This is a genomic window from Thermococcus kodakarensis KOD1 (assembly GCF_000009965.1).
In the GTDB taxonomy this organism is placed as follows: domain Archaea; phylum Methanobacteriota_B; class Thermococci; order Thermococcales; family Thermococcaceae; genus Thermococcus; species Thermococcus kodakarensis.
Genome location: NC_006624.1, coordinates 233670 through 255222, shown reverse-complemented (window position 1 = coordinate 255222; position 21553 = coordinate 233670). Strand labels below are relative to the sequence as shown.

The following is a 21553-nucleotide window of genomic DNA, read 5'->3' as shown; positions in this document are numbered from 1 at the left end:
GCTTTTCTTCATAATTTTTCCACATGAAGCCAGAGCGGAAGCGAGTAAGCAAGCTTATGGCGTACATCCTGCGACACTCGCCAGAGGAGTTCGGCCTCCGGCCGGACGTTGAAGGGTTCGTTTCTCTCAACGAGCTCGTCAATGCACTAAAGACGGTTTATCCCGAGGTCACGGAGGAATTCGTTAGGGAAATCGTCGAGAATGATCCGAAGGGCCGCTACGAAATCCGGGGAGATAGAATAAGGGCCCGCTACGGCCACAGCTTTCCAGTCAGTCTCGACCACGAAGAGGACACCGAGAGCCGCTTTCTGTACCACGGTACTCCCCGGAGGAACCTGCCCTCGATTCTAAAAGAAGGCCTGAAGCCAATGAAACGCCAGTACGTTCACGTAAGCACCGACAAGATCGAGGCCCTGGAAACGGGAAGGCGGCACGGAAGAGAAGTAGTCCTCCTGGTGATAGACGCCGAATGCCTGAGGAAAAGAGGCTTTAAAATATACAAGGCCGGGAAGAACGTGAGAATAGTTGAGAGGGTGCCGCCGGATTGTATAACCCTGGCGGTTTAGGTCAGCCCATGCGAGTTTCCTCATCACTCGGACGAAACTTCCCTCATCATCCCGGGGTGAGTGTGAGAACAGGGTTAAAAAGGTAGCCCTGAGATAGGGTGCGCTAATCAAAGCATTGTTTTACTATTATCAAGTTTTCAATAAAAACGAAAGTCTTATATAATTTAACAACAACTATGAGTGTGAATTAATCCCCAGGATGGTGACTCAATGAAGAGGCTCGTGGGGCTTCTCGTTCTTTCACTCCTCTTCTCTCCGTACCTCCTGGCAAGCCCCCTTCAGGTCAGGGGAATAGCGCACTATCGTGACGGTTTTCTCGTTTTGACAGCTGGTTCCTCAAGCAACACTACCCAGCTCTGGCTCTACGAGCCAGGAAAAGGCTTCAAGCTCCTGAACGAAACCTTCCCAAACCTAACCTTCGTCCATTCAAGCGGAAAAGAAGTTCTTCTCTACCAGAATTCCCCAGATCATCATTATTTGCAACGTTTCCGTCTATACGTGTATAACAGAGAGCTGGAATACCTCGGAGATTACCTAGAGTTTGACGATTATGGAGTGGGCAGCAGAATATACTGGAACGGAGAATTCTACCTGCTCCTTGAGATTAGATGGACCACGCAGGAGGGGAGCAGTTACAGCTGGTATGCCATAATCAATGGCAGTATCCACAGGCTCTTGCCTAATGAAAAGGAAGGCATGTATTTTTCAGGGGTTTGGCAAATTCCCCACGGATATGTTATAATGAGCTGGGATCCCGAGAGCTATCGAAGGGAGCTTTTCTTTATCACGCTCCAAAATTCTCATCCCTCATTAATGGATTTAACCCCCAGTAATCTCTCGGTGGAGGGATTGTGTTTTAACGGCACTCACATCGCGTCCCTGGTCAGCAACAGATTCAGGCTGATCTCCGACAACGTTTCCACAATTAAGTACTACCTTCAGATAATCAACATGAGCGAAGAGTCTGAACTGGTTCCCCTTGCGGCTTTTGATAGCAAAGAAAACGTTACCCTTGAGTTATTGGGATACACTGATGGAAAATGGATACTCGAGAGAGTTTATTCGTGGTGGAATGTTTCCGAGCTTAGAGCTCACCACAGGACTCTAGGTTACATAACCGTTTCTTCAGGAGGTATTGTTGAGTTCCCTAATAGTACAATCTTCAAACCCGTATGCAAAATGGTCAAGCCTCAAAAAGTCTTCGACTGGGGGCAACCCGTCGAGATACCAATGGAATTGAATGGAAAGAGAGTCGTCATCAATGGAACGGCTCTCCACTACGGGAAAATGGTGATTAAACTGCCATTTAGCCCGAAAATGGGTGATTGTGGCAACGGCTGTCTGTTCTCGGACGGGAGAGAGCTAGTGTATTTTGACGGCAAAAATATCAAACCCATCAACCTTCCAGAGGAAAACACAACGAAAAAATTGCTAACTGTGGGAATAGTGGCTCTAAGTTGTCTTCTCGCGGTGTACACAATAAAAACAATGCTCGAGAGAAGAAGGAAGTCTGGTGGGAATCCTGACTAACTGGGTGATAGAATGAAGAGGTTAGTGTCATTGCTACTCATAATCTCTCTAATCACGCCTCAAACCATAGCATACCACCCCCAAATTGCTGGAATAGCGCACTATCGTGACGGTTTTCTCGTTTTAACAGAGGGCTCCTCAAGCAACACTACCCAGCTCTGGCTCTACGAGCCAGGAAAAGGCTTCAAGCTCCTGAACGAAACCCTCCCAAACCTCACCTTCGTCCATTCAAGCGGAAAAGAAGTTCTTCTCTACCGAAACGTATCCGATGTTTACTCAGCTCCCGACATCCAGTTCTACGTCTATGACGGCGCGCTTCATTTCGCGGGTGGTTTCAATGGGGTGACAGACTGCTGGGATGAGCTCTCGATGTACTGGAACGGGAAGTTCTACATGATATTCCAGCCCTGGGAAGCCTGCCAGATGACAGGGTACAACTGGTACGCCCTCGTGAACACAACCGTTTATCCCCTCCTGGATGACGACAGGGGCCGCTCCACAGTTTGCACAGGCTCAAAATGCTACGTCGGGAACATCCAGATGATCCCCAACGGTTATCTCGTTGGCTACACCAATTTCTACACCGAAATAACGAATCTCCGCGCCGTTGTTTTCACTCCTTCGGGAATTAAGATTGAGAACATAACCTTCGGAAACCTGTCCGCAGAATGGGGTGGAAGCTGTTTCAACGGAACCCATTTTGGCGTTTTGGTTGACAACTACGCAGATATTGCCTTTTATAACGAAACCGTCTGGAGATTCTACCTGGGAATCATCAACACCACTGGGGGCTACACCCTGATCCCCCTAGATTCAGTACCAAAAGGGAAGAACATCTCCCTGTCCCTCCTAGGGAGCTACGATGGAAGATGGATCGTTCGAAAGTATAGGTACTGGTACTCGTGGAACCCCACCACGGGAAGAAACAGTGGAGAGGAAACGCTGGGCTATTTAATCGTCTCGCCTAGCGGTGGTATTGAGGTAAGCAAATCACTCAACGTGACTCCCATCTGCGAGCAGAACTGGCCTCTCCTGGTCTTCAGGGGTAGGAGTCCTGTTGATAACACCCCACTCCTAAACGGCTGTGAAGTCAACATAAACGAGAGCATCCTGACATACCAGGGGAGGAGCTTTGAGCTTCATTTCAGCCCAAAAATGGGTGATTGTGGCAACGGTTGCCTTTTCTCGGACGGGAGAGAACTGGTGTATTTTAACGGTAGCGGCGTCCAACTCGTTGAATTTCCCAAAAAGAACACCATTGGAACGGGCATTATTGTGGTCTTAGGACTGGTTTTCGCGGCCATGCTGATTGTATTTGCCGTAAAATGGGCTAGAGATTAAGCCAAAACTAAATGAAAAGAATCAAAATTCAGCCCTCTCTACCGACAGGACAACGACGATGTCGCGGTAGAAGGACTTTATTGCCCGGAGGTGCCTCTCTTCAACTCTGCCCGACGCGGCAACGTGGCTGTAGTACTTCTCAAGCTGGTCGAGGAGCCACTGGAGCTCTTCCTTCGCCTTTGGACTGAAGCCGTTGCCCAAAAGCTTGCCCCTCAGAAACGGCATGACTTCCGACGGACGGCCGAGTGCGGCCCAGAAGAGACCTTCCTTAAGAACCTCGAACAGGAGTTCCTCGGAACCTGCCCTAACGGACGGTTTCTCCCTCCCCCCTTCCAAGCTTTCCGGGGACTTTCCTTGCTACTTCGCCTGCACCAGCCATGGACATCACCGCACCAAAATAAGCCTTGAGGTATTTGACTTTTTCGGAAGAAAACCTGAAGATATGGCAAAATTGGGTAAAAAATGGGCAGACTTTTTGAACATATGCCCGCTGTAAGCCTAAATCCTGACACTCTATCATGCGATTAGCAGGATACCTATCACCACCAGGATTGGGGCGGCGTAGGAGAGGGCTATCAGGAGCTTCCTCTTCATGTGATCACCGTGCACGGATGTATGCATCTGTTTGAAAGCTTTACGTTTCTGACCTTCTCCCCGCCGTGAACGGCGAGGGTTCCAACGAGCTAACCCCTCGCCAATGGCGGAGAGGTTTGAGGGGCTTCATTAAATCCCAATTCAAAGTGGGCTTTCAGCCCCTCTGGCCGGGCCTTCGGCCAGTTACCCCTACTTGCCGACAAAACTGGCAAGCTTGGGGTTATGGTTTTCACCACCTTCTTCAAAATATTGAAAGCACCAACCAAGTCAGCGTTGAAGATAAGCCCCGTTGCGGGACACTTAAACAATCCACGAACGAAGCGAGCCCCTTCGTGGGGCTTCCCGCAAACGGGACAAGTCTTAGAAGTAAAAGCCTCATCAACGACGATAACACTAATACCATACTCTTCTGCAACCTCTTTCAGGCGTTTTATTACCGTGTTGAACCTCCAGACGTGGAAGAGGAGATAATTCTGCCTTTTGCCCTTATCAGAGTTCCTCGCTATTCCCTTTGGATAACCAATTACAATTCTGGAAACTCCAAGGCGGTAGAGCCTCTCAACGGTTTGCCTTACTGCCGTGTTAATGTAGTGCTTAGCCTGAAGTTTAGCCTTCTGGTGCATTCTTGTGAGCTTTCTGCTCTTCTTGGCTCCAGACTTGTTGAGTTTCGACTGATACTCGGCAATCTGTTTTTGCCAGTAGAAGGCTATTGACTTCAAAGGTCTGCCATTTACTAAGAAACTTTCCCCGTTTTCCACATAGACAGCCATTAAATTGTTCACTCCGAGGTCTATTCCAGCGGAAAAGTTCCCCAAAGGTTCTCTTGGAACTTCTACCCATTCTCCACCCTGAAGTTTCTTCTCAACGCTTATGCTGATGTGAGCATACCATTTCCGCCTTATGGGGTCGTAAGTTATTTCTAACCTTCCCTGCTTGCCCTTCAAGTGAATCCTCCCCTTGAATTGAACTTCCAGCCTCTTGAACTTCCCAAGGCCCTTGAGGATTAGGTTGTTCCCTTCAATCCTGTATTGGTCGTTCCTGAGGACTATTAAGCCCTCTCCCTTGATGTAGTTTGGTGGTTCTGGTTTGAGCCATTTGGGTAGTTCTCCGTTCCGTTTGTTCCTGATGAGTGAGAAGAAGGAACGCCAGCTTTCGGCGTTCTTTCTCGCTATTTGCTGAACTGTTGCCGAGCCTATCTCGGATTTGAACTCTTCATAAACTGTTTTCTCGGTTTTGTTGAAGTCTATTGGTTTCCCCTCAAAGAATTCCTGCCTGCGGAGGTAGTTCACCTTGTTCCAAACTTTGGAGCTGATTTGGGCTAACTCGGAAAGAGCTTTCTCTTGGGCTTTTGAGGGTTGTAGTTTAACGGTTACTGCCCGTTTCATCTTGAAGTATAGTATGTTTTTTGAGCTTTAAAATAGTTTTGCTTTCCTGCTTTCAGGTTGATTTCTCGATTACTGCATCCCCACCCCAAATGATGAGGCTTTCGAAAGAAAAAAGTAAACCCAATGACCTCAAGCCAGATGGTTTGATTTCTGCCCTTCCAAGATGTTTTTAAGCTAACACTCAAACTCGATTCAGGTGGGATCAATGACCTCGGTTGGAATCATCGGCGGCGGTATCGCGGGGCTTACGGCCGCGCTTTCCTTGGCGAAACTGGGTTACGAGGTAACGCTCATCCACACGGGTATAAACACGACCAATTCCTACCTGGCTCAGGCAGGGATTGCCTTCCCCCTCCTCGAAGGGGATTCAATAACTGCTCACGTGATAGACACAATGAGAGGAGGAAAATACATCAACGATAAGGAGACAGTCTGGAACGTGATATCAAAAGCCAGCGAGGCTTACGACTTCCTCCTCTCCCTGGGCGTGAAGTTCGAGACCAACGAGACGGAAGGCGGACACTCTTTTCCGAGGGTTTTCACGATAAAAAACGAGACCGGAAAGCACCTCACCAAGATACTCTACCTCCACGCAAAGGAGGGGGGAGTTAACTTCATCAAAGGCGAAGCCGAAGAGCTGGCAGTTAAGCACGGAAAAGCCTACGGGGTCTTCGTGAACGGAGAGTTCCTAAAGTTCGACGCGACGATTATTGCCTCTGGCGGGTTCACAGGGCTTTTTAAGTACACAGCAGGTTCGCCGACGAACCTCGGAACGCTCATCGGAGACGCCGTAATGAAAGGTGCTTTTGCGAGAGACCTTGAGTTCATCCAGTTCCATCCAACTGGGTTCATTGGAGAAGATGGAGTTAAGCTTATCAGCGAGGCGGTTAGGGGAGCGGGTGCGAGGCTCGTAACCGAAGATGGGAAGCGCTTCGTAAACGAGCTTTCCACGAGGGACATCGTGGCGAGGGCGATCTACCTGAAAATGCAGGAAGGAGAGAGAGTATTCCTCGATGCTACTGGAATAGCGGACTTCAAAAAGAAGTTTCCCCAGATTTATGCCTTTCTCAGAAAGGAAGGAATCGACCCTTCAAGGGATTTGATACCCATTGCGCCGATAGCCCACTACACGATAGGCGGGATAGCAGTTGACACATGGTACAGAACTGGAATCAAGAATCTCTATGCAATCGGTGAAGCGGCAAGTAACGGTTTTCACGGGGCCAACAGGCTCGCGAGCAACTCCCTGCTTGAGTGCATTGTTTCAGGCCTTGAAGTAGCCAGGACGATAGTGAGGGACAAACCGAAGGGCAGAGAAGTGAAAGAACCTCCTTATCACGGATACGAGACTGGAGACATTGAATCACTGAGGGAAATCCTCTGGGGGCACGCGGGCATAGTTAGGAACGAGAGGACACTCAAGGAGGGCTTGAAAAAACTGAGAGATGTTGAAGCCGACCCGAGGCTCAAGCTCCTGGTTAGGGGTGTCCTTGAGTGCGCTCTGGCCAGAGAAGAGAGCCGTGGTGCCCACTACCGTGAGGACTTTCCGGCTATGAGAAAGGAGTTCGAGAGGCCGAGCTTCTTCGACGGCAAGTGCAGGCTATAACCAAAGGTGTCCAAAAACCCTTTTAATGTCCTTTTCCATGCCCCCACTGTAGGGGTGAGAAAATGGAGAAGGAAAAGCTCATCGAGGAGATAAACCGGCTGAAGGAGGAACGGAACGCGATAATTATGGCCCACAACTACCAGCTGCCGGAGATACAGGACATAGCGGACTTCCTCGGAGACAGCCTTGAGCTCGCGAGGAAGGCGGTAAACATTGACGCTGACGTGATAGTCTTCGCGGGCGTTGACTTCATGGCTGAAACCGCGAAGATACTCAACCCCGAAAAGACGGTTCTCCTGCCCACCCCAAGGGCGACCTGCGCGATGGCCAACATGCTCACCATAAAACACATCATTGAGGCCAAGAAAAAGTATCCAGATGCTCCCGTCGTCCTCTACGTGAACAGTTCAGCGGAGGCGAAGGCCTACGCCGACGTTACCGTTACCTCCGCAAACGCTGCTAAAATCGTTGGGAAGCTTGACTCCGACGTTGTTATCTTCGGCCCGGACAAGAACCTCGCCCACTACGTCGCTAAAGTCACTGGAAAGAAAGTCATCCCCGTCCCTCCCAACGGCCACTGCTACGTTCACAGGAAGTTTACGCTGGAGGACGTTGAACGTGCGAGAAAACTTTACCCAAACGCCAAGCTCATGGTTCACCCTGAGTGTGAGCCAGAAGTGCAGGAACAGGCGGATATAATCGTCTCCACCGGCGGGATGATAAAGAGGGCCTGCGAGCACGACGAGTGGGTTGTCTTCACGGAGAGGGAGATGGTTTGCCGTCTCCAGAAGCTCTATCCGAGCAAGAAGTTCTATCCCGCAAGGGAAGACGCCACATGCATTGGGATGAAGGCGATAACCCTCAACCACATTTACGAATCACTGAGAGACATGAAATACAGGGTAGAAGTCCCGGCGGAGATCGCAGAGAAGGCGAGAAAGGCAATAGAGAGGATGCTGGAGATGAGCTAATCTCACTTCTTTTTGATTTCACATTTACCAAAGTGGAACAGTATCCATGTAATTAAACCACAATGTTTTAATAATCGGGAGACTGAGGGGAGTATTCTCGAACAACGAGCAACCGATTGTTTTAAAAATACCCTTTTAGAGAGGTTAATTTATAACAACAAAATGTCGGGATTAACGATGGGGGTAAGACTAACCACAGCTTACTTAGCCATAGTCGTTGGCGCCTACATGGTGGGCCTCGGGAATATATGGAGATTTCCAGCTCTTCTCATGAAATACGGTGGAAGCGGACTCATCACATATTTGATTTCCGTGGCACTCTTGACGATCTTGATAGCATCAGTATTGAAAGTGGCCCACGTCGAAGTCGGAGGTATCCTGGAGCACTACGAGAGACTCAACTTCCCGGCGTTTACCCTTTTCTTCCTCGTGCTCAACGTACTGTTTATGAGCTACTACTCCACAGTGGGAGGATTAGCACTATCCGGTCTCATCACCAACAGCGCTCCAGAAAACATCCTGTGGAAGCTTCTAAGCTCGTTGGCATTTATCCTCATAGTCTTTGTCATCCTGATAGCCGGGAAGAAAAGGGTATTCGACATCATGGCGATTTCACTCCTCGTATTTCTTGCCCTTGCGGGTTTTGTCATATTCGAGATGTACTCATACCTCGGAAGTGGGGGCGAAATCCTTGGCCCACTTAAGAGTCTGTTCACATGGAAAGGGTTTACAATTGAGATGATCACGGACATGATGGCTCAGGCCGCCTACTCGCTGGGAGTTGGCCTGGGTTTTTACCTCATTTTCGGGTCTTTCCTACCCAAAAAAGCATCTCCAGGCTTAATAGCGGTTGCTGGTGCTGTTATTGACACCTTAGCATCCTTTATGGGGCTTGCCCTGTTTCTTCTGGTTTCGGCCATTCTTCCAACCGCCCTCATCACAAGCACGGGCATAATATTTGAACTAACTCCCTTAATCCTGAGCTAGTACCTCCAGATGCCCCTCCTGAAGATCGGGTTCAATTTGACGGTGCTTTTGGTGGCGATAACCAGCATGGTGCCCCTGGGAGAAGTAGCGGGAACGGTTTACGCAAAAATAACCGGGTTGCACAGAATCGATGGGATGATAGCAGTTTCTATCATGACGATATTCTTTGGTACCCTGAACGTACTCCTCTTGAGCTACAACATAGACGCTGTTCGGATTCTTGACAAAACCGTTGCAGTACTCCTGTTCTTCGGGACAGTGATAGAAGCGTTTGGAATTATGCGGAGCAACGTGTCCCCGATCTGGAAATACAGTGGATACATCGTTTCTTGGATTGTAGGATTGTTTGGAGTCTATTATCTTGCAGTATCAATAAAGGAGCATAACTACGTCTCTATCATTGTTGTTCTGGCCATCTTCCTGCTGGTCATAGCAAGCAATAAGCCCATCAAAAACAGGATGAGAATAACTAGGAGGCGGCAGTATTTTAACTACAGATAAACCAGCCTGGCTCTTCCATTTTTTTCCAGCCACTCGAGGAGTTCCTTCGCGAACTCGAACTTTTTCCTCTTGCTCTCCCAGACTGGGGAGTGCTCTTTGAGGTGCGGCTTGCTCCATCTTCCGACAACGTTCCCAAAGTCAAAGCCAACAAGCACAACCTCCCTAGCCCCAAGTTCTTCAGCTAAAAACGCGGCCCTGTCCCCGTCGGTGAAGCCGCCAAAGTTGTAAACTATGTCGAGCGGCTCGGTCTGGGTCGTGCCGAGCACTCTGGAAAAGAGCGGAACGTATGACGTCATCTTATCAACGTTGTCTCCATGGGCATGGACGACCATGAAGGAACCCCTGTCGTTAGCTATTCTTAGGTCCGGAATTCTGCCGTCGAGGTCGGTAACTATAATATCGGGCACGAGGTCGTTTTCAAGGAGTGCGGAGGTAGCCCCGTCGGCCGCTATCAGAGTTCCATCCGAGAAATCGAACTCTTTCAAAGCTTTTTCAAGGCTCGGGCCAGCCCCGAAGACGTAGGCCTTTTTTTCAACGATGGCTTCAAGCTCATCCCGAAGGATGTATTCATCACCTTCAAGGAGCAGAGCACGGAGTATTTGGGCGGCTTTTCTGTCCTCCTCGATTGAGTAGCCCATCTCGCGAACAATCCGAAGATAGAACGGCTTCCAGTCTTCCCACCTCATTTCAATCCCCTCAGCTTCCTGTCAATTCTAAGCATCTCCCTCCACTGCCTCCCGGGCCAGTAAATCTGCCCGCAGTTTTTGCAGACGTAGAACTCCTCGTACCGCTCATAAACGCTCTCCGGAACTTTGCCCTTTACCTCTTCCTTTGGAATCCTCACTATCAGGCCGTTACACTTGGGGCATCGAGCATTGGCTGGAAAGAGCTCTCTAAACTCGACTCCAAGCTTTTTCAGCTCCTCAACCTGACCCTCAAGAGAGTTCGAGGAGAGTAGAAAGACCCTCGCCCCAGCAGTCCTCGCCCTCTCGGCAAGGCCAGAGTCGCGGGTGAGTATTATCCTGTCATCTTCAAGCGCTTTCCTAATGATTACCTCATCCTCAACTATCCCGTAGAGGGTGTCATAGCCGTAGAGGCGGAGCCATCTCGCCAGGCGACCGAGCATCATGTCGGCGATGAACTTCATTCACCTTCCCCTGAAATGTTAGAAAGGAAAAATAAGGAGTTTTCGATCGGGACCCCCTTTAAAAATCACTTCTGAAGAGCGCGCTTTTTGAATTTCTCCTCAACCTCCTCCAGTGAGGAGTAGCCCAGCCTTGAGAAGGTGTAAAGATAGCTCTCCAGAGCGAGGTTTCTTCCAGCTTCCTTCGCCCTCTCCACATCCTCAAGGTATCGCTCCAGGGTTTGAACTGAAAACGTGGAGAGCTCACAGGCGAGATACCTCTGAAACTCCGGCTTGTTTTCTATAGCATGGGGATATTTCCCATGCAGCTCTTCAATCCAGGACTTTTCTATCTGGACTATCCTCTCTATCAACCCCCTCTTATCCTCGGGGATTCCCATCCTGCCCTCCATGCACGCGTATTTCTCGTATAGCGGATTCCTCCCCTCTTTTTCCGCCTCTATTAGATCGTCCAGATAGGAAAGCAGGGTCTCCAGGGAATACGGGTAAAAGCGGGATATGCGCATGAACTTGAACGTCTTCTCCCTCTTGCACTCGGGGTTCGTGGGCTGCAGCCTTTCAAAAAACCGGTACTCCCTCTCCGCTATCTCCTTGAGAACTTCCATTTTATCATCCACCCCTCACCACCTCCAGGCCTATTTCCTCAAACTCTTCGGCGATGCGTTTCATGGTCTCCTCCGAAGGCTTCTCACGGGTGGGCATCCTGTATTCCATCCCCAGTCGTCTGTATTTCTCACTTACATCATGGAATGGGAGAAGGTGAATCCGCTCGAATCCGCCAAGGGAGGAGACGAAACGGGCCCAGCCGCTGACGTTCCTCTCCGTGTCAGTGATTCCAGGAATCACTGGGAAGCGCAGAAGCACATCTTTGGCTCGCCCGATTTTAACGAGAAATTCGAGGTTCCTCTTGATGATTTTGTTGCTTACGCCAGTATACTTTATGTGCTCTTCCTCATCAAAGAGCTTGAGGTCGTAGAGAAACACATCCACAAGTGGCTCAACTTTCTTTAAAACGTCCAAAGGTGCATATCCCGAAGTATCCAGTGCGGTGTTGATGTGACGCTCCTTAGATGCCTTCAAGGCCTCCACCAGGAACTTTGGCTGGAAAAGCGGCTCTCCTCCCGAGAATGTAACCCCCCCACCAGAACTGTCGTAGAGGTTGACATCCCTCTCAACTTCCTTCATGAGTTCATCGACAGTGATTGTCCTTCCTACGAGCTTCAAAGCACTCGTTGGACAGAACTCCGCACACACACCGCATACGTCGCATTTTTCCCGGTCTATGTGCTGAACCTCGTTCTCGTCGAAGGTGATGGCTCTGAGGGGACAGACGTTAACGCAAGTGTGGCAGTGGATGCATTTGTACTCAAGGTACATCAGCTGGGGCCTCGGTGATATCCCCTCGGGGTTATGGCACCACCAGCACCTCAATGGGCAGCCCTTCATGAAAACCGTCGTCCTGATTCCAGGGCCATCGTGGATTGCATAACGCTTTATGTCGAATATAATCCCCTTTACCAATTTGAACACCCCTAATGAGCTGTTACACTCAAAAAGTTAAAGGATCAAAGGAGCTCCTGCTCGGTTCTCTGAACTATCTCCTCCTGCAGCCCCTCCGGAAGGTTGACGAAGTAATCACTGTAGCCCGCCACCCTCACCATCAAATCCTGGAAGTCCTGAGGCTTCCTCTGGGCCTCCCTGAGGAGCTCAGCACTCACAACGTTGAACTGCACATGGTGGCCACCAAGCCTAAAGAACGTCCTTATCAGCTGCGCCAGCTTCTTGATGTTCTCCTCACTGTCAAAGATGTCGGGCGTCAGCTTCTGGTTGAGCAACGCTCCCCCTGTCTTGTCCCAGTCGCACTTGGCAACGCTCCTGAACACTGCAGCTATACCCTTCCTGTCCATCCCCTGGACCGGTGAGACTCCCTCTGAAACCGGGAACCCCGCCTCCCTGCCATCGGGCGTTGCTCCCGTGACCTTCCCAAAGTAAACGTGAACAGTCGTCGGGAGGAAGTAAGCCCTCTTTGATGCTTTCCTAACCGGAGAAGGTGGATAGCTCTCGATGAGGTCAACAACCTCATCCACGACTCTCTTGGCTATCTCGTCGACGTAGTCATCGTCGTTTCCAAACTTGGGAGTTTTATCGGGGTTGCGGAGTATTTCCCTCATAATCTCATAGCCCTTCCAGTTGTTCTTCAGCGCCTTGAGAAGCGCGTCCATTGTGAAAGTCTTCTTGTCAAATACGTGGTACTTTATTGCAGCGAGGCTGTCCGCGATAGTTCCCAGACCAACAACCTGGATGTACTGGGTGTTGTACCTCGCTCCCCCACAGTTGTAGTCCTTAGCCTTCTCAACGCAGTCCTCTATCCACAGAGATAGGAACGGGACCGGAAGGTACTTGGCATAGAGGGCCTCTATTATGTCGTTGCCCTTCATCTTTATGTCGAGGAAGTGCTTGACCTGCTTCATGAAGGCCTCCCAGAGCTCCTCAAAGCTCTTGAAGTCCCTCGGGTCGCCGGTTTCAAGGCCAATCTTCTTGCCAGTTCTTGGATCAACGCCGTTGTTGAGGGTTATCTCGAGGATTTTTGGCAGGTTGAAGTAGCCGGTGAGTATGTAGGCTTCCTTCCCGAAGGCTCCGCTCTCCACGCAGCCGCTCACTCCCGAAGTTCTCGCATCCTCAAGGCTCTTACCCTGCCTGAGCATCTTCACTATGACGCCGTCGAAGTTGAAGAACGGCGGCTCGCCGAATCCCGGCCCAACCACCTTCAGGGCTTCAATGAGGAGGCAGTCAGGGTTCTTCTCGCTCACCAGCACGGCAGTGTTTGGCTGCAAAGTCCTCATCTCGCCGAGGACTTCAAGAATCAGATAGGAGAGCTCATTAACTCCATCGGAGCCGTCCTCCTTCAGTCCGCCAACGTTGAGCTTTGAGAAGTCGTTGTATGTGAAGCTCTCCTCCGCAGTCACCCCAACCTTCGGAACGGCAGGCTGGTTGTTGAACTTGAGCCAGAAGCACTGGAGGAGCTCTTTCGCTTTCTCCCTCGTAAGCCTTCCCTCCTCTATGTCCTTCTTGTAGAAGGGGTAGAGGTGCTGGTCTATCCTGCCGGGGTTGAATGAGTCCCACGGGTTGGTCTCATAGGTGACTCCCACGTGTATGAACCAGTAGTGCTGTAAGGCCTCCCAGAAGGTTCTGGGGGGATGAGCGGGCACCCACCTGCATATCTCGGCCATCTGCTTCAGCTCTTCTTTTCTCTTGGGGTCGGTCTCCTCCTCCGCCATTTTCTCCAGCTTTTCAGCGTATCTCCGGGCGTAGATTAAAATCGCATCTGCAACGATGTCCATTGCCTTAAGCTCTTCCATCTTCTCGTAATACTCAGGGTCGCTCGGGTCGAGTTCCTCCATCTTCCTCCTGATCTCCTCTTTGATGTCGAGAACGCCCATCTTGAAAATTCTCTCGCCACCCGCAGTGTGTCCCGGAGCCCTCTGCTCCATGAACTCCGTCCAGACGCCGGCTTCGTAAGCATCAATCCACTCCTGGGGCAGGTTCTCGAAAATTATATCCCTCATCGCCCTTCCTTTCCAGAAGGGGATTATCTCCCTCTCGTAGAGTTCTTTAGTCTCCTCATCAACCCTGTATGGCATGTTCTCCCTTGAGTTCAAAATTTCAAGGTCCTCTATGCTGTGAACGGTGATTTCAGGATAAGTTGGAACCTCTTTAACGCCAGTGCCCCTAATCCCGACGATGAGCTGCCCGTCTTCAACAGGTAGGCTACAGTGCTCGAGGAGGTACTTGAAGGCAAGCGCCCTCTGAACTGGGATCGATTTTCCCTTCGCCAGGTCGCTCTTGTAGAACTCGGTTATCAGCCTCGCCCTCTCAGAAGAGATTCTCACCTCAGTGTTCACGCTTTCTTCTCTGAGTTTAGCGACCCTCTCGTTTATGGGCCTTATGGAGGAGCGCCTCCTCTCGAGCTCCTTCTCTATTTTGCCATGGCTGTTTGTACAACATGTCTCAATAGCCTCACTCATTAACAACACCTCGAACAAAACTGATGCTCAGTGTTAATAAAAGTAGTGATTCACCTGAAGTGGTACTTTAGTGCACAAAGATGTAAGCAATGTTTATAAGGAGGGGCAAAGTTTTATAGCCATAAAATATGGGTGATGGGAGATGCTAGTCTACTTCATCGGCACCGGCGGTAGCGAGGGAATTCCTGCCCATCTCTGCACCTGCTCCTCCTGCAACGAAGCTCGAAAGTTCGGCTTCGCCCAGAGAAGGCCCTCAACGCTCGCCGTAGTCACTGAAAATCGAAAAACAGTTCTCTTCGACGTTGGGACGGACATAAGAGACTTCCTCAACGTCCCCCTTGAGGCTATTTTCCTGACCCACTGGCACCACGATCACATCTACGGCCTCTACAAGCTCCGCTGGATGGCGATGGAGACCGAACTCTACGCGCCTGAGGGGCAGGCCGACGCGCTGATTCTCAACGAGCCAAAGAACCTGAAACCAAAGACTCTGAAGCCCATGGACAGGATAAAAATCGACACTCTAAAAATCACCGCCTTGAAGCTCAACCACCAGGTAGAAACCCTCGGTTACCTAATAGAAGAGGACGGAAAGAGTTTTGCCCTGCTCTATGATACTAAAGGCCTTCCGGAAGAGACCTGGCAGGTTTTGAGGAAGAAAGCCCCCTTGAGGGGAGTAGTTGTGGACGCCACCTATCCGCCGGGCTTTAATGACCCCTACCACAACAACGTGGATGAAGCAGCAGAAATAGGCCTTCAGCTGGCGGAGAGAACCGTTCTGAGCCACATCTCCCATAAGAACCTGCCTTTCCTTGAGCTCGTTGAATATGTGAGAAAAAGGTGGGGGAACAAGGTTCTGGTAGCGTACGACGGGATGGTGTTCTACGTCTGAGAGCGGAGGTTTTTGAAATCTCCAAGATCCCAGGTTGGATATCCCTCTTTCCTTAGTTCCTCCTTTCCAGCTACCTTCCTGGCGATAAGCCCGTAGTCCGTCTCCCAGCCGTCCAGACCCACCAGTGTTGACTTTCTCACAAGGTCTTTCAGAATTCCCTTCGCTTCCCTTTCCCCAGTTCCTTCCACTTCACCTCGATGAAAAGCGCCTTCTTCTCCCTTTCGTTGAGGGCAACGAGGTCAACCTCCTCTTTCTTGTGCCACCAGCGGCCGATTTTGGTGAATCTGAACGGGAGCCCGTTGGTTTTGTTCAGCTCGAGCAAAAACTGCCTTGATATCTCTTCAAAGGCCTTCCCAACGTAGGTGTTGAAAGCCTCCCAGTCCATTTCAAAAGTTCCAATCTCTACCCTTCCCCTGTTTGGTTTTACAAAGCGGAACCAGAACTCAAAGAAGCGGTCTTTGAGGTAGTAGCGCGCTTTTCTGCTCCTCTCGCTCTCAGTTACTGGAACTTCCCGCCTCACAAGGTCAAGAGAAATGAGAGTCCTCAGGTACTTGGGCATGTCCTTTGCTTCTATCCCAGCCCAATGGGCGATCTCGCTCAACCTGTGCTTCCCGCTCGCCATTGCTTCAAGGATTATGTAGTAGCGGTGTACTTCCCTAAGCTCCTCCCGGAGAATGAATTCAGGCTCTTCATACAAGATGGAAGTCGACGAAAACGCAGTCTCTAAAAGCTCCCTCCCAAAGTCATCGCCTCGGAAGAGTCTGAAGTACATTGGAACGCCGCCTGTGACGGAGTAAATCTTAACAACTGTCTCAACGGGCTTATCCCTGAAGTATTCTGCCACGTGGAAGAAGCCGAGGGGTTTCAGCTTTAGCTGGGCCGTTCTTCTCCCGTAGAGCGGATTGGTGTACCCCATCAGACCCTCCATCAGACCCAGGAGGGAGCCGCCCAGTATCAGAAAGAACCTGTCATCGAGTTTCTCATCTATTATCGCTTGAAAAACGGCAGGAGTGTTTTTGTCTGCCAGTAGCAGGTATGAAAACTCGTCTATGACGACCACCAGCCTTCGGGGCGCCTTCAGCTTTATCAACTCAAAGGCCCTTCTGAAGCCCCCCACCTCAACATCGGGGAGACCGAGCATCTCGGCAGCCTCTCTGTAGAATCGCATCGCGTTAGTTTCGAGCCCTCCCCTGTCCGCTAAAAAATAGACTGCCTTCTTCCCGGCAATAAACCGCTTTATCAGTTAGGTCTTTCCAACGCGCATGCGCCCGTAAATTATCAGCACTTCTTTTTTGCCGGAGCGAGGGAGTCTCTCCAGAAAAGCCAGCTCTTCCCTGCGGTTGACAAACATTATCCTCATCAGGATAATCTTTGTTGGCATAAAATTTAAAGGTTTTAAGAGCCCTCACACTACCCCGCAAAGCTTTTTTGCAGAACACTTAAGATGGTATGGTGATCAAATGCGCGTCCTCGAGCTGGCTAAAAATAGAAAAACCGTAAGAAAGTTCCTACCCGATAAACCGCCAAAGGAAGACATCCTCAAGGCCATAGAAGCTGCCAAGGAAGCCCCTTCGGGAATGAACGCCCAGCCCTGGAAGTTCGTAATCATAGACGACCACTGGCTGAAGGCTAAAATCCGCGAGGTCTGTGAGGAGGTAGAGAAGAAGTTCCACGAGAAAGTCTCCGGTGAGCTGGGAGAGTGGCTAAAAGAGAAAGGGTTTACTCCCGAAAAACCTTTCCTGAGCGAGGCACCGTATCTGATACTCGTCTTCGGACACACTAAAGCTCCCTACTGGCTCCAGTCGACGTGGACAGCCATTGGATACCTCCTTTTAGCGCTTGAGGAGCTCGGCCTGGGAACGGTGACTTATACACCACCGAACCCCAAGCCGGTGGAGGAGCTTCTAAATGTCCCAAAGGACTACAAGCTCCAGACTATACTCCCGGTAGGTTATCCCGCCGATCCAAAGCCAAAGTACGAGAGGAAAAAGCTGGAAGATGTAGTGAGCTTCAACGGGTTCTGAGTCTTTCTCTTTTCTCCTTGATATTTGTAAAGTTAGCAATTTGCACAATGCCAACATTTCTGAATTTTGCCGAAATTTAATCGACTAAAACAAGTTTTTAGAGAAAAATTTTTCTATTTTTTCGATTTTTGAAAAATTTGTTCGACAAAACTTCAAAATTGCCGAAAGATTTATATACCCTCCCTCACACGGCTGAGTGGGTGATGCATATTAAGCGGTGGAATAATGGTGCTGGATTCAACGCTCAGGGAAGGGGAGCAGACACCCGGGGTAAACTTCAGCCCGGAGGACAGGCTTAGAATAGGAATCGCCCTCGATGAGGTCGGAGTCGATTTTATAGAGGCCGGCCATCCGGCAGTAAGCGGGGAGATCCTTGAGGGGATACGCCTTCTCGCTTCCCATGGCCTCAACGCGAACATTCTGGCGCACTCAAGGGCCCTGAGGAGCGATATCGACCTCGTTCTGAAGGCCGAAGCAGAATGGATAGGTATCTTCATGTGCCTCTCTCAGAGGTGCCTGGAAAGGAGGTTCAGGACGGATCTCAGCGGAGCCCTCACCAGGGTCGAGGATGCTATTCTATACGCCAAGGACCACGGGCTGAAGATCCGCTTCACACCGGAGGACACCACGAGGACGGAGTGGAAGAACCTCACAGCAGCTCTGAACCTCGCCAGGGAGCTCAAGGTCGACAGGGTGAGCATAGCGGACACAACCGGAGCCGCTCATCCCCTCGAGTTCTACGACCTCGTCAAGCGCGTCGTCGAGTTCGGGATTCCCGTAAATGTGCACTGCCACAACGACCTGGGATTGGCCCTGGCAAACGCGATAATGGGAATCGAGGCCGGGGCTACGCTGGTGGATGCCACCGTTAACGGAATTGGGGAGAGGGCAGGGATAGTCGACCTGTCCCATCTTCTGGCGGCGCTCTACTACCACTACGGGGTCAAAAAGTACAGGCTGGAGAAGCTCTACTCGCTGAGCAGACTCGTGAGCGAGATAACCGGCCTTCAGGTCCAGGTCAACTACCCCATAGTCGGCCAGAACGCCTTCACACACAAGGCCGGCCTGCACGTTTCGGCGGTCGTCAGGGATCCGTCTTTCTACGAGTTCCTTCCGGCTGAAACATTCGGCAGGGAGAGGACCATCTACGTCGACCGCTTCGCAGGCAGGGAGACGATACGCTTCCATCTATCCAGATTCGGAATCCACGACGAGGAGATAATCGAAGAGCTCCTCAGGAGGGTAAAGGCCTCAAGGAGGCCCTTCACACCCGAGATGCTGGCCGAAGAAGCGAGGAGGATGATGACATGACGCTCGTTGAGGAACTTCTCGGAGCCAAAACCGGTGAGGTCGTCGTCAGGGAAGTTGACCTCGTTTACGCGCACGACGGCACGATGCCCCTCATAATAGAGGCCTTCAGGAGGAACTTCACAAGGGTTGTGCCGAGAACGTACGTTTTCTTCGACCACGTATTTCCAGCCCCAACGGTCAAGATAGCCAACCTCCAGAAGGAAATCCTGGAGTTCGCGGGGGAGCAGGGGATTCCGGTGATTCAAGGTCAGGGGATATCGCACCAGCTTGCCGTCGAGATGGGCCTGGCAGATAACGCCAGGATAGTTGTGGGCGCCGACAGCCACACGCCCACATTGGGGGCCCTTGGGGTTTTCGCCGTTGGGATAGGGGCCACGGATACAGCCGTCGTCATGGGGCTCGGAAAAACCTGGTTCCGCGTTCCCGAGAGCGTTTCGGTGGTCTTCGAGGGAAGGCCCGGAAAAAACGTCATGGCGGCCGATGCGATGATACACATCATCACCGCTTTGAGGGACTTCGAGATGAACTACAAAGCTATCGAGTTCTTCAACGTCCCCTTCAGCTTTGACGAGAGACTAACTCTCACCAACTTCAGCGTCGAGGCCAACGCCAAGACCGGAATCATCGGGGAGGAGTACAGCGGGGACGGCTACGTCCTGGAGCTCGGGATTGACCTCTCATCCCTCCCGCCGATGGTGGCGAAACCACACCATCCCTCGAACGGCGTTCCCGTTGAAGAGGTCGAGGGGACGAAGATAGACCAGGTTTTCATCGGCTCGTGCACCAACGGCCGCTTCGAGCAGATTGAGAGGGCAGCAGAGATACTCGCCGGGGAGGAAGTCGCGGTCAGGACGATAATAGGGCCAGCATCGGCCAACGTCTACCGCAGGATGATCGAGACAGGCATTGCAAAGGTTCTGATAGATGCTGGGGCGGTCATACTCCCACCGGGCTGCGGCCCGTGCCTCGGAAGGCACATGGGTGTTGCAGGTGATGGCGACGTTATTCTGAGCACTACAAACAGGAACTTCAGGGGAAGGATGGGCTCGCCCAACTCCGAGATCTATCTTGCCAGTCCGGTAACCGCTGCCCTCAGCGCCCTCTATGGAGAGATAACAACCCCGGAGGGAGGGGCATGATAACGAGGGGAAGAGTGTGGCGCTTCGGGGACAACGTTTCGACCGACACGATAACCCCCGGGAGGTACAACCTCACGAAGGATCCGGAGGAGCTGGCAAGGATAGCCTTCATAGAGGCCCGCCCCGAGTTTTCAAGGGAGGTAAAGCCGGGGGACGTTGTTGTAGGCGGGAGGAACTTCGGGATAGGCTCCTCCAGGGAATCCGCTGCCCTCTCGCTCAAAGCGGCGGGAGTTGCGGGGGTTATAGCGGAGTCATTCGGAAGGATATTCTACCGCAACGCCGTGAACCTCGGCCTCCCCCTGCTCGTCGGCGACACGAGCGGGCTCAGGGACGGAGAGGTAGTCGAGGTGAACTGGCGGACCGGTGAGGTGAGAACCGAGAACGGAGTTTTCCACTTCAAACCGCTCGACGGCTTCCTGCTCAGGATCGTCGAGGAGGGAGGAATACTGAGCTTCATAGCGAGGAGGGGTGACCTGTGTATAGAGTAGCCGTGATCCCCGGCGATGGAATAGGGCCAGAGGTCATAGATGGTGCGGTGAGGGTCTTGAAAGCCGTAACGGGCAGGGTAAGGTTCGAGTACTACGAGGGCGGCGTGGATGTTTTCCAGGAGTGCGGGAGCCCAATCAGGGAGGAGGACCTTGAGGAGATAAGGAGGAGCGACGCGGTTCTATTTGGAGCTACCACGACTCCCTTCGACCTTCCTGGATACAGGAGTTTAATACTCACCCTCAGGAAGGAGCTCGGCCTCTACGCCAACCTGAGAATAATCCCCGACCTTAGAACGGGAAGGGAAATCGTCATAGTCAGGGAGAACAGCGAGGGCCTCTACTTCGGAATAGGCGCGGTTGTGAACGGGAGAGCTGTAGACGTCAGGCTCATCACGAGGGAAGGTGCCGAAAGAATAGCCCGCTTTGCCGTGGAGCAGGCCAAGGCCAGGGGGAGCTTCATAACCTTCGTCCACAAGGCCAACGTCCTCACAGGCGACAAGTTCTTCAGGAGGATAGTCAGGGAAGTGGCGGGGGAGGAGGGCGTTGAAGTCAGGGATGCCATAATCGACTCCTTCACTATAAAGCTCGTCAGGAACCCCTGGGAGCACGGAGTAATTCTCAGCGAGAACCTCTTTGGCGACATACTGAGCGACCTCGCCACAGTTCACGCGGGCAGTATAGGTATCGTTCCCAGCGGGAACTATGGGGACGGAATAGCGCTCTTCGAGCCGGTCCACGGTTCTGCCCCCGACATAGCTGGAAAGGGGATAGCCAACCCCATAGGGGCCATACTGAGCGGTGCGATGCTCCTCGACTACCTCGGACTTGACGGCTCGCTCATCAGGGCGGCTGTGAGGGGCTACGTTGTGAACGGAGAGCTAACGCCGGACATGGGCGGAAGGGCGAGGACTGAGGACGTCGTCAGGGGAATAATCGGCGAGATAGAGGACCTTCTGTCTATGGATGAGGTCTGGCGGGATGAGATCAGGCTGAGCAGACTGGAGAGCGACATAAGCCGAATGGCGGGGTGAGTGTTGCATCCGTAACTT

At 51.6% G+C, this 21553-nt stretch carries 21 protein-coding genes and 1 pseudogene; 12 read left to right on the top strand and 10 right to left on the bottom strand.

Annotated elements, in window-relative coordinates; all coding sequences use genetic code 11:
* Window positions 1-23: 23 nt before the first annotated feature.
* The 3 genes from TK_RS01475 (at window position 24) to TK_RS01465 (ending at window position 3437) form a co-directional block, all read left to right on the top strand.
* Window positions 24-566 (top strand): RNA 2'-phosphotransferase, encoded by a 543-nt coding sequence (locus TK_RS01475; protein WP_011249257.1) that lies wholly within the window; start codon window positions 24-26, stop codon window positions 564-566.
* Between the two features lie 210 nt (window positions 567-776).
* The gene (locus TK_RS01470) at window positions 777-2096 is read left to right on the top strand and encodes a hypothetical protein (RefSeq protein ID WP_011249256.1); all 1320 of its coding nucleotides are present in this window, start codon (window positions 777-779) and stop codon (window positions 2094-2096) included.
* Between the two features lie 12 nt (window positions 2097-2108).
* Window positions 2109-3437, top strand: a complete 1329-nt coding sequence (locus TK_RS01465) for a hypothetical protein (RefSeq protein WP_011249255.1) — start codon at window positions 2109-2111, stop codon at window positions 3435-3437.
* A 21-nt stretch (window positions 3438-3458) separates the two neighbouring features.
* On the opposite strand, the gene TK_RS01460 is transcribed toward TK_RS01465, so the two are convergent.
* Window positions 3459-3773 (bottom strand): hypothetical protein, encoded by a 315-nt coding sequence (locus TK_RS01460; protein WP_011249254.1) that lies wholly within the window; start codon window positions 3771-3773, stop codon window positions 3459-3461.
* Window positions 3774-4120: 347 nt separating this feature from the next.
* Entirely contained in the window at window positions 4121-5416 is a 1296-nt protein-coding gene (locus TK_RS01450; protein WP_011249253.1) for an RNA-guided endonuclease InsQ/TnpB family protein, read from the bottom strand.
* 205 nt (window positions 5417-5621) lie between these two features.
* On the opposite strand from TK_RS01450, the gene TK_RS01445 reads away from it, so the two are divergent.
* The 3 genes and pseudogenes from TK_RS01445 to TK_RS12180 all read left to right on the top strand — a co-directional run bounded on the left by TK_RS01445 (window position 5622) and on the right by TK_RS12180 (window position 9481).
* Window positions 5622-7022: an L-aspartate oxidase gene (locus tag TK_RS01445; RefSeq protein WP_011249252.1), complete on the top strand. Its 1401-nt coding sequence runs from the start codon at window positions 5622-5624 to the stop codon at window positions 7020-7022.
* A 62-nt stretch (window positions 7023-7084) separates the two neighbouring features.
* Entirely contained in the window at window positions 7085-7993 is a 909-nt protein-coding gene (gene nadA, locus TK_RS01440; RefSeq protein ID WP_011249251.1) for a quinolinate synthase NadA, read from the top strand.
* 162 nt (window positions 7994-8155) lie between these two features.
* A pseudogene (locus TK_RS12180) lies at window positions 8156-9481 on the top strand (sodium-dependent transporter).
* Here the strand turns inward: TK_RS12180 and TK_RS01425 are convergent.
* The 5 genes from TK_RS01425 to hypD all read right to left on the bottom strand — a co-directional run bounded on the left by TK_RS01425 (window position 9472) and on the right by hypD (window position 14650).
* Window positions 9472-10167 carry a 6-hydroxymethylpterin diphosphokinase MptE-like protein gene (locus tag TK_RS01425; protein WP_011249248.1) on the bottom strand — a complete coding sequence of 232 codons (696 nt, stop codon included), beginning with the start codon at window positions 10165-10167 and terminating at the stop codon, window positions 9472-9474. The pseudogene TK_RS12180 and the gene TK_RS01425 overlap by 10 nt on opposite strands.
* Window positions 10164-10628: a Mut7-C RNAse domain-containing protein gene (locus tag TK_RS01420; RefSeq protein WP_011249247.1), complete on the bottom strand. Its 465-nt coding sequence runs from the start codon at window positions 10626-10628 to the stop codon at window positions 10164-10166. The genes TK_RS01425 and TK_RS01420 overlap by 4 nt, the downstream gene beginning before the upstream one ends.
* 65 nt (window positions 10629-10693) lie before the next feature.
* On the bottom strand, window positions 10694-11242 hold the full coding sequence (locus tag TK_RS01415) for a DUF4125 family protein (protein ID WP_011249246.1): 549 nt from the start codon (window positions 11240-11242) through the stop codon (window positions 10694-10696).
* Window positions 11235-12155 (bottom strand): glycyl-radical enzyme activating protein, encoded by a 921-nt coding sequence (locus tag TK_RS01410; RefSeq protein ID WP_011249245.1) that lies wholly within the window; start codon window positions 12153-12155, stop codon window positions 11235-11237. The genes TK_RS01415 and TK_RS01410 overlap by 8 nt, the downstream gene beginning before the upstream one ends.
* A gap of 35 nt (window positions 12156-12190) precedes the next feature.
* Window positions 12191-14650, bottom strand: a complete 2460-nt coding sequence (gene hypD, locus TK_RS01405; RefSeq protein ID WP_011249244.1) for a trans-4-hydroxy-L-proline dehydratase — start codon at window positions 14648-14650, stop codon at window positions 12191-12193.
* A 142-nt stretch (window positions 14651-14792) separates the two neighbouring features.
* Here hypD and TK_RS01400 point away from each other — a divergent pair, with 142 nt between their 5' ends.
* On the top strand, window positions 14793-15542 hold the full coding sequence (locus tag TK_RS01400) for an MBL fold metallo-hydrolase (protein WP_011249243.1): 750 nt from the start codon (window positions 14793-14795) through the stop codon (window positions 15540-15542).
* Here the strand turns inward: TK_RS01400 and TK_RS12175 are convergent.
* From TK_RS12175 to TK_RS12170, 3 genes are all read right to left on the bottom strand, one after another.
* Window positions 15533-15730, bottom strand: a complete 198-nt coding sequence (locus TK_RS12175; RefSeq protein ID WP_232500592.1) for a hypothetical protein — start codon at window positions 15728-15730, stop codon at window positions 15533-15535. The genes TK_RS01400 and TK_RS12175 overlap by 10 nt on opposite strands.
* Complete coding sequence (locus tag TK_RS11795) at window positions 15691-16710, bottom strand: ATP-binding protein (RefSeq protein ID WP_232500591.1); 1020 nt, start codon at window positions 16708-16710, stop codon at window positions 15691-15693. Before TK_RS11795 ends, TK_RS12175 begins: the two co-directional genes overlap by 40 nt.
* A gap of 75 nt (window positions 16711-16785) precedes the next feature.
* Window positions 16786-16902, bottom strand: coding sequence for an ATP-binding protein (locus TK_RS12170; RefSeq protein WP_232500590.1), 117 nt, complete (start codon window positions 16900-16902; stop codon window positions 16786-16788).
* A 100-nt stretch (window positions 16903-17002) separates the two neighbouring features.
* On the opposite strand from TK_RS12170, the gene TK_RS01390 reads away from it, so the two are divergent.
* The 5 genes from TK_RS01390 (at window position 17003) to TK_RS01370 (ending at window position 21535) form a co-directional block, all read left to right on the top strand.
* Complete coding sequence (locus tag TK_RS01390; protein ID WP_011249239.1) at window positions 17003-17566, top strand: nitroreductase family protein; 564 nt, start codon at window positions 17003-17005, stop codon at window positions 17564-17566.
* A gap of 225 nt (window positions 17567-17791) precedes the next feature.
* Window positions 17792-18877: a homocitrate synthase gene (gene lysS, locus TK_RS01385; protein WP_011249238.1), complete on the top strand. Its 1086-nt coding sequence runs from the start codon at window positions 17792-17794 to the stop codon at window positions 18875-18877.
* Window positions 18874-20016: a 3-isopropylmalate dehydratase large subunit gene (locus tag TK_RS01380; protein ID WP_011249237.1), complete on the top strand. Its 1143-nt coding sequence runs from the start codon at window positions 18874-18876 to the stop codon at window positions 20014-20016. The genes lysS and TK_RS01380 overlap by 4 nt, the downstream gene beginning before the upstream one ends.
* On the top strand, window positions 20013-20504 hold the full coding sequence (locus TK_RS01375; protein WP_011249236.1) for a 3-isopropylmalate dehydratase small subunit: 492 nt from the start codon (window positions 20013-20015) through the stop codon (window positions 20502-20504). Before TK_RS01380 ends, TK_RS01375 begins: the two co-directional genes overlap by 4 nt.
* A complete protein-coding gene (locus tag TK_RS01370) occupies window positions 20492-21535 on the top strand; it encodes an isocitrate/isopropylmalate family dehydrogenase (protein ID WP_011249235.1) in 1044 nt (347 codons plus the stop codon). Before TK_RS01375 ends, TK_RS01370 begins: the two co-directional genes overlap by 13 nt.
* Window positions 21536-21553 lie beyond the last annotated feature (18 nt).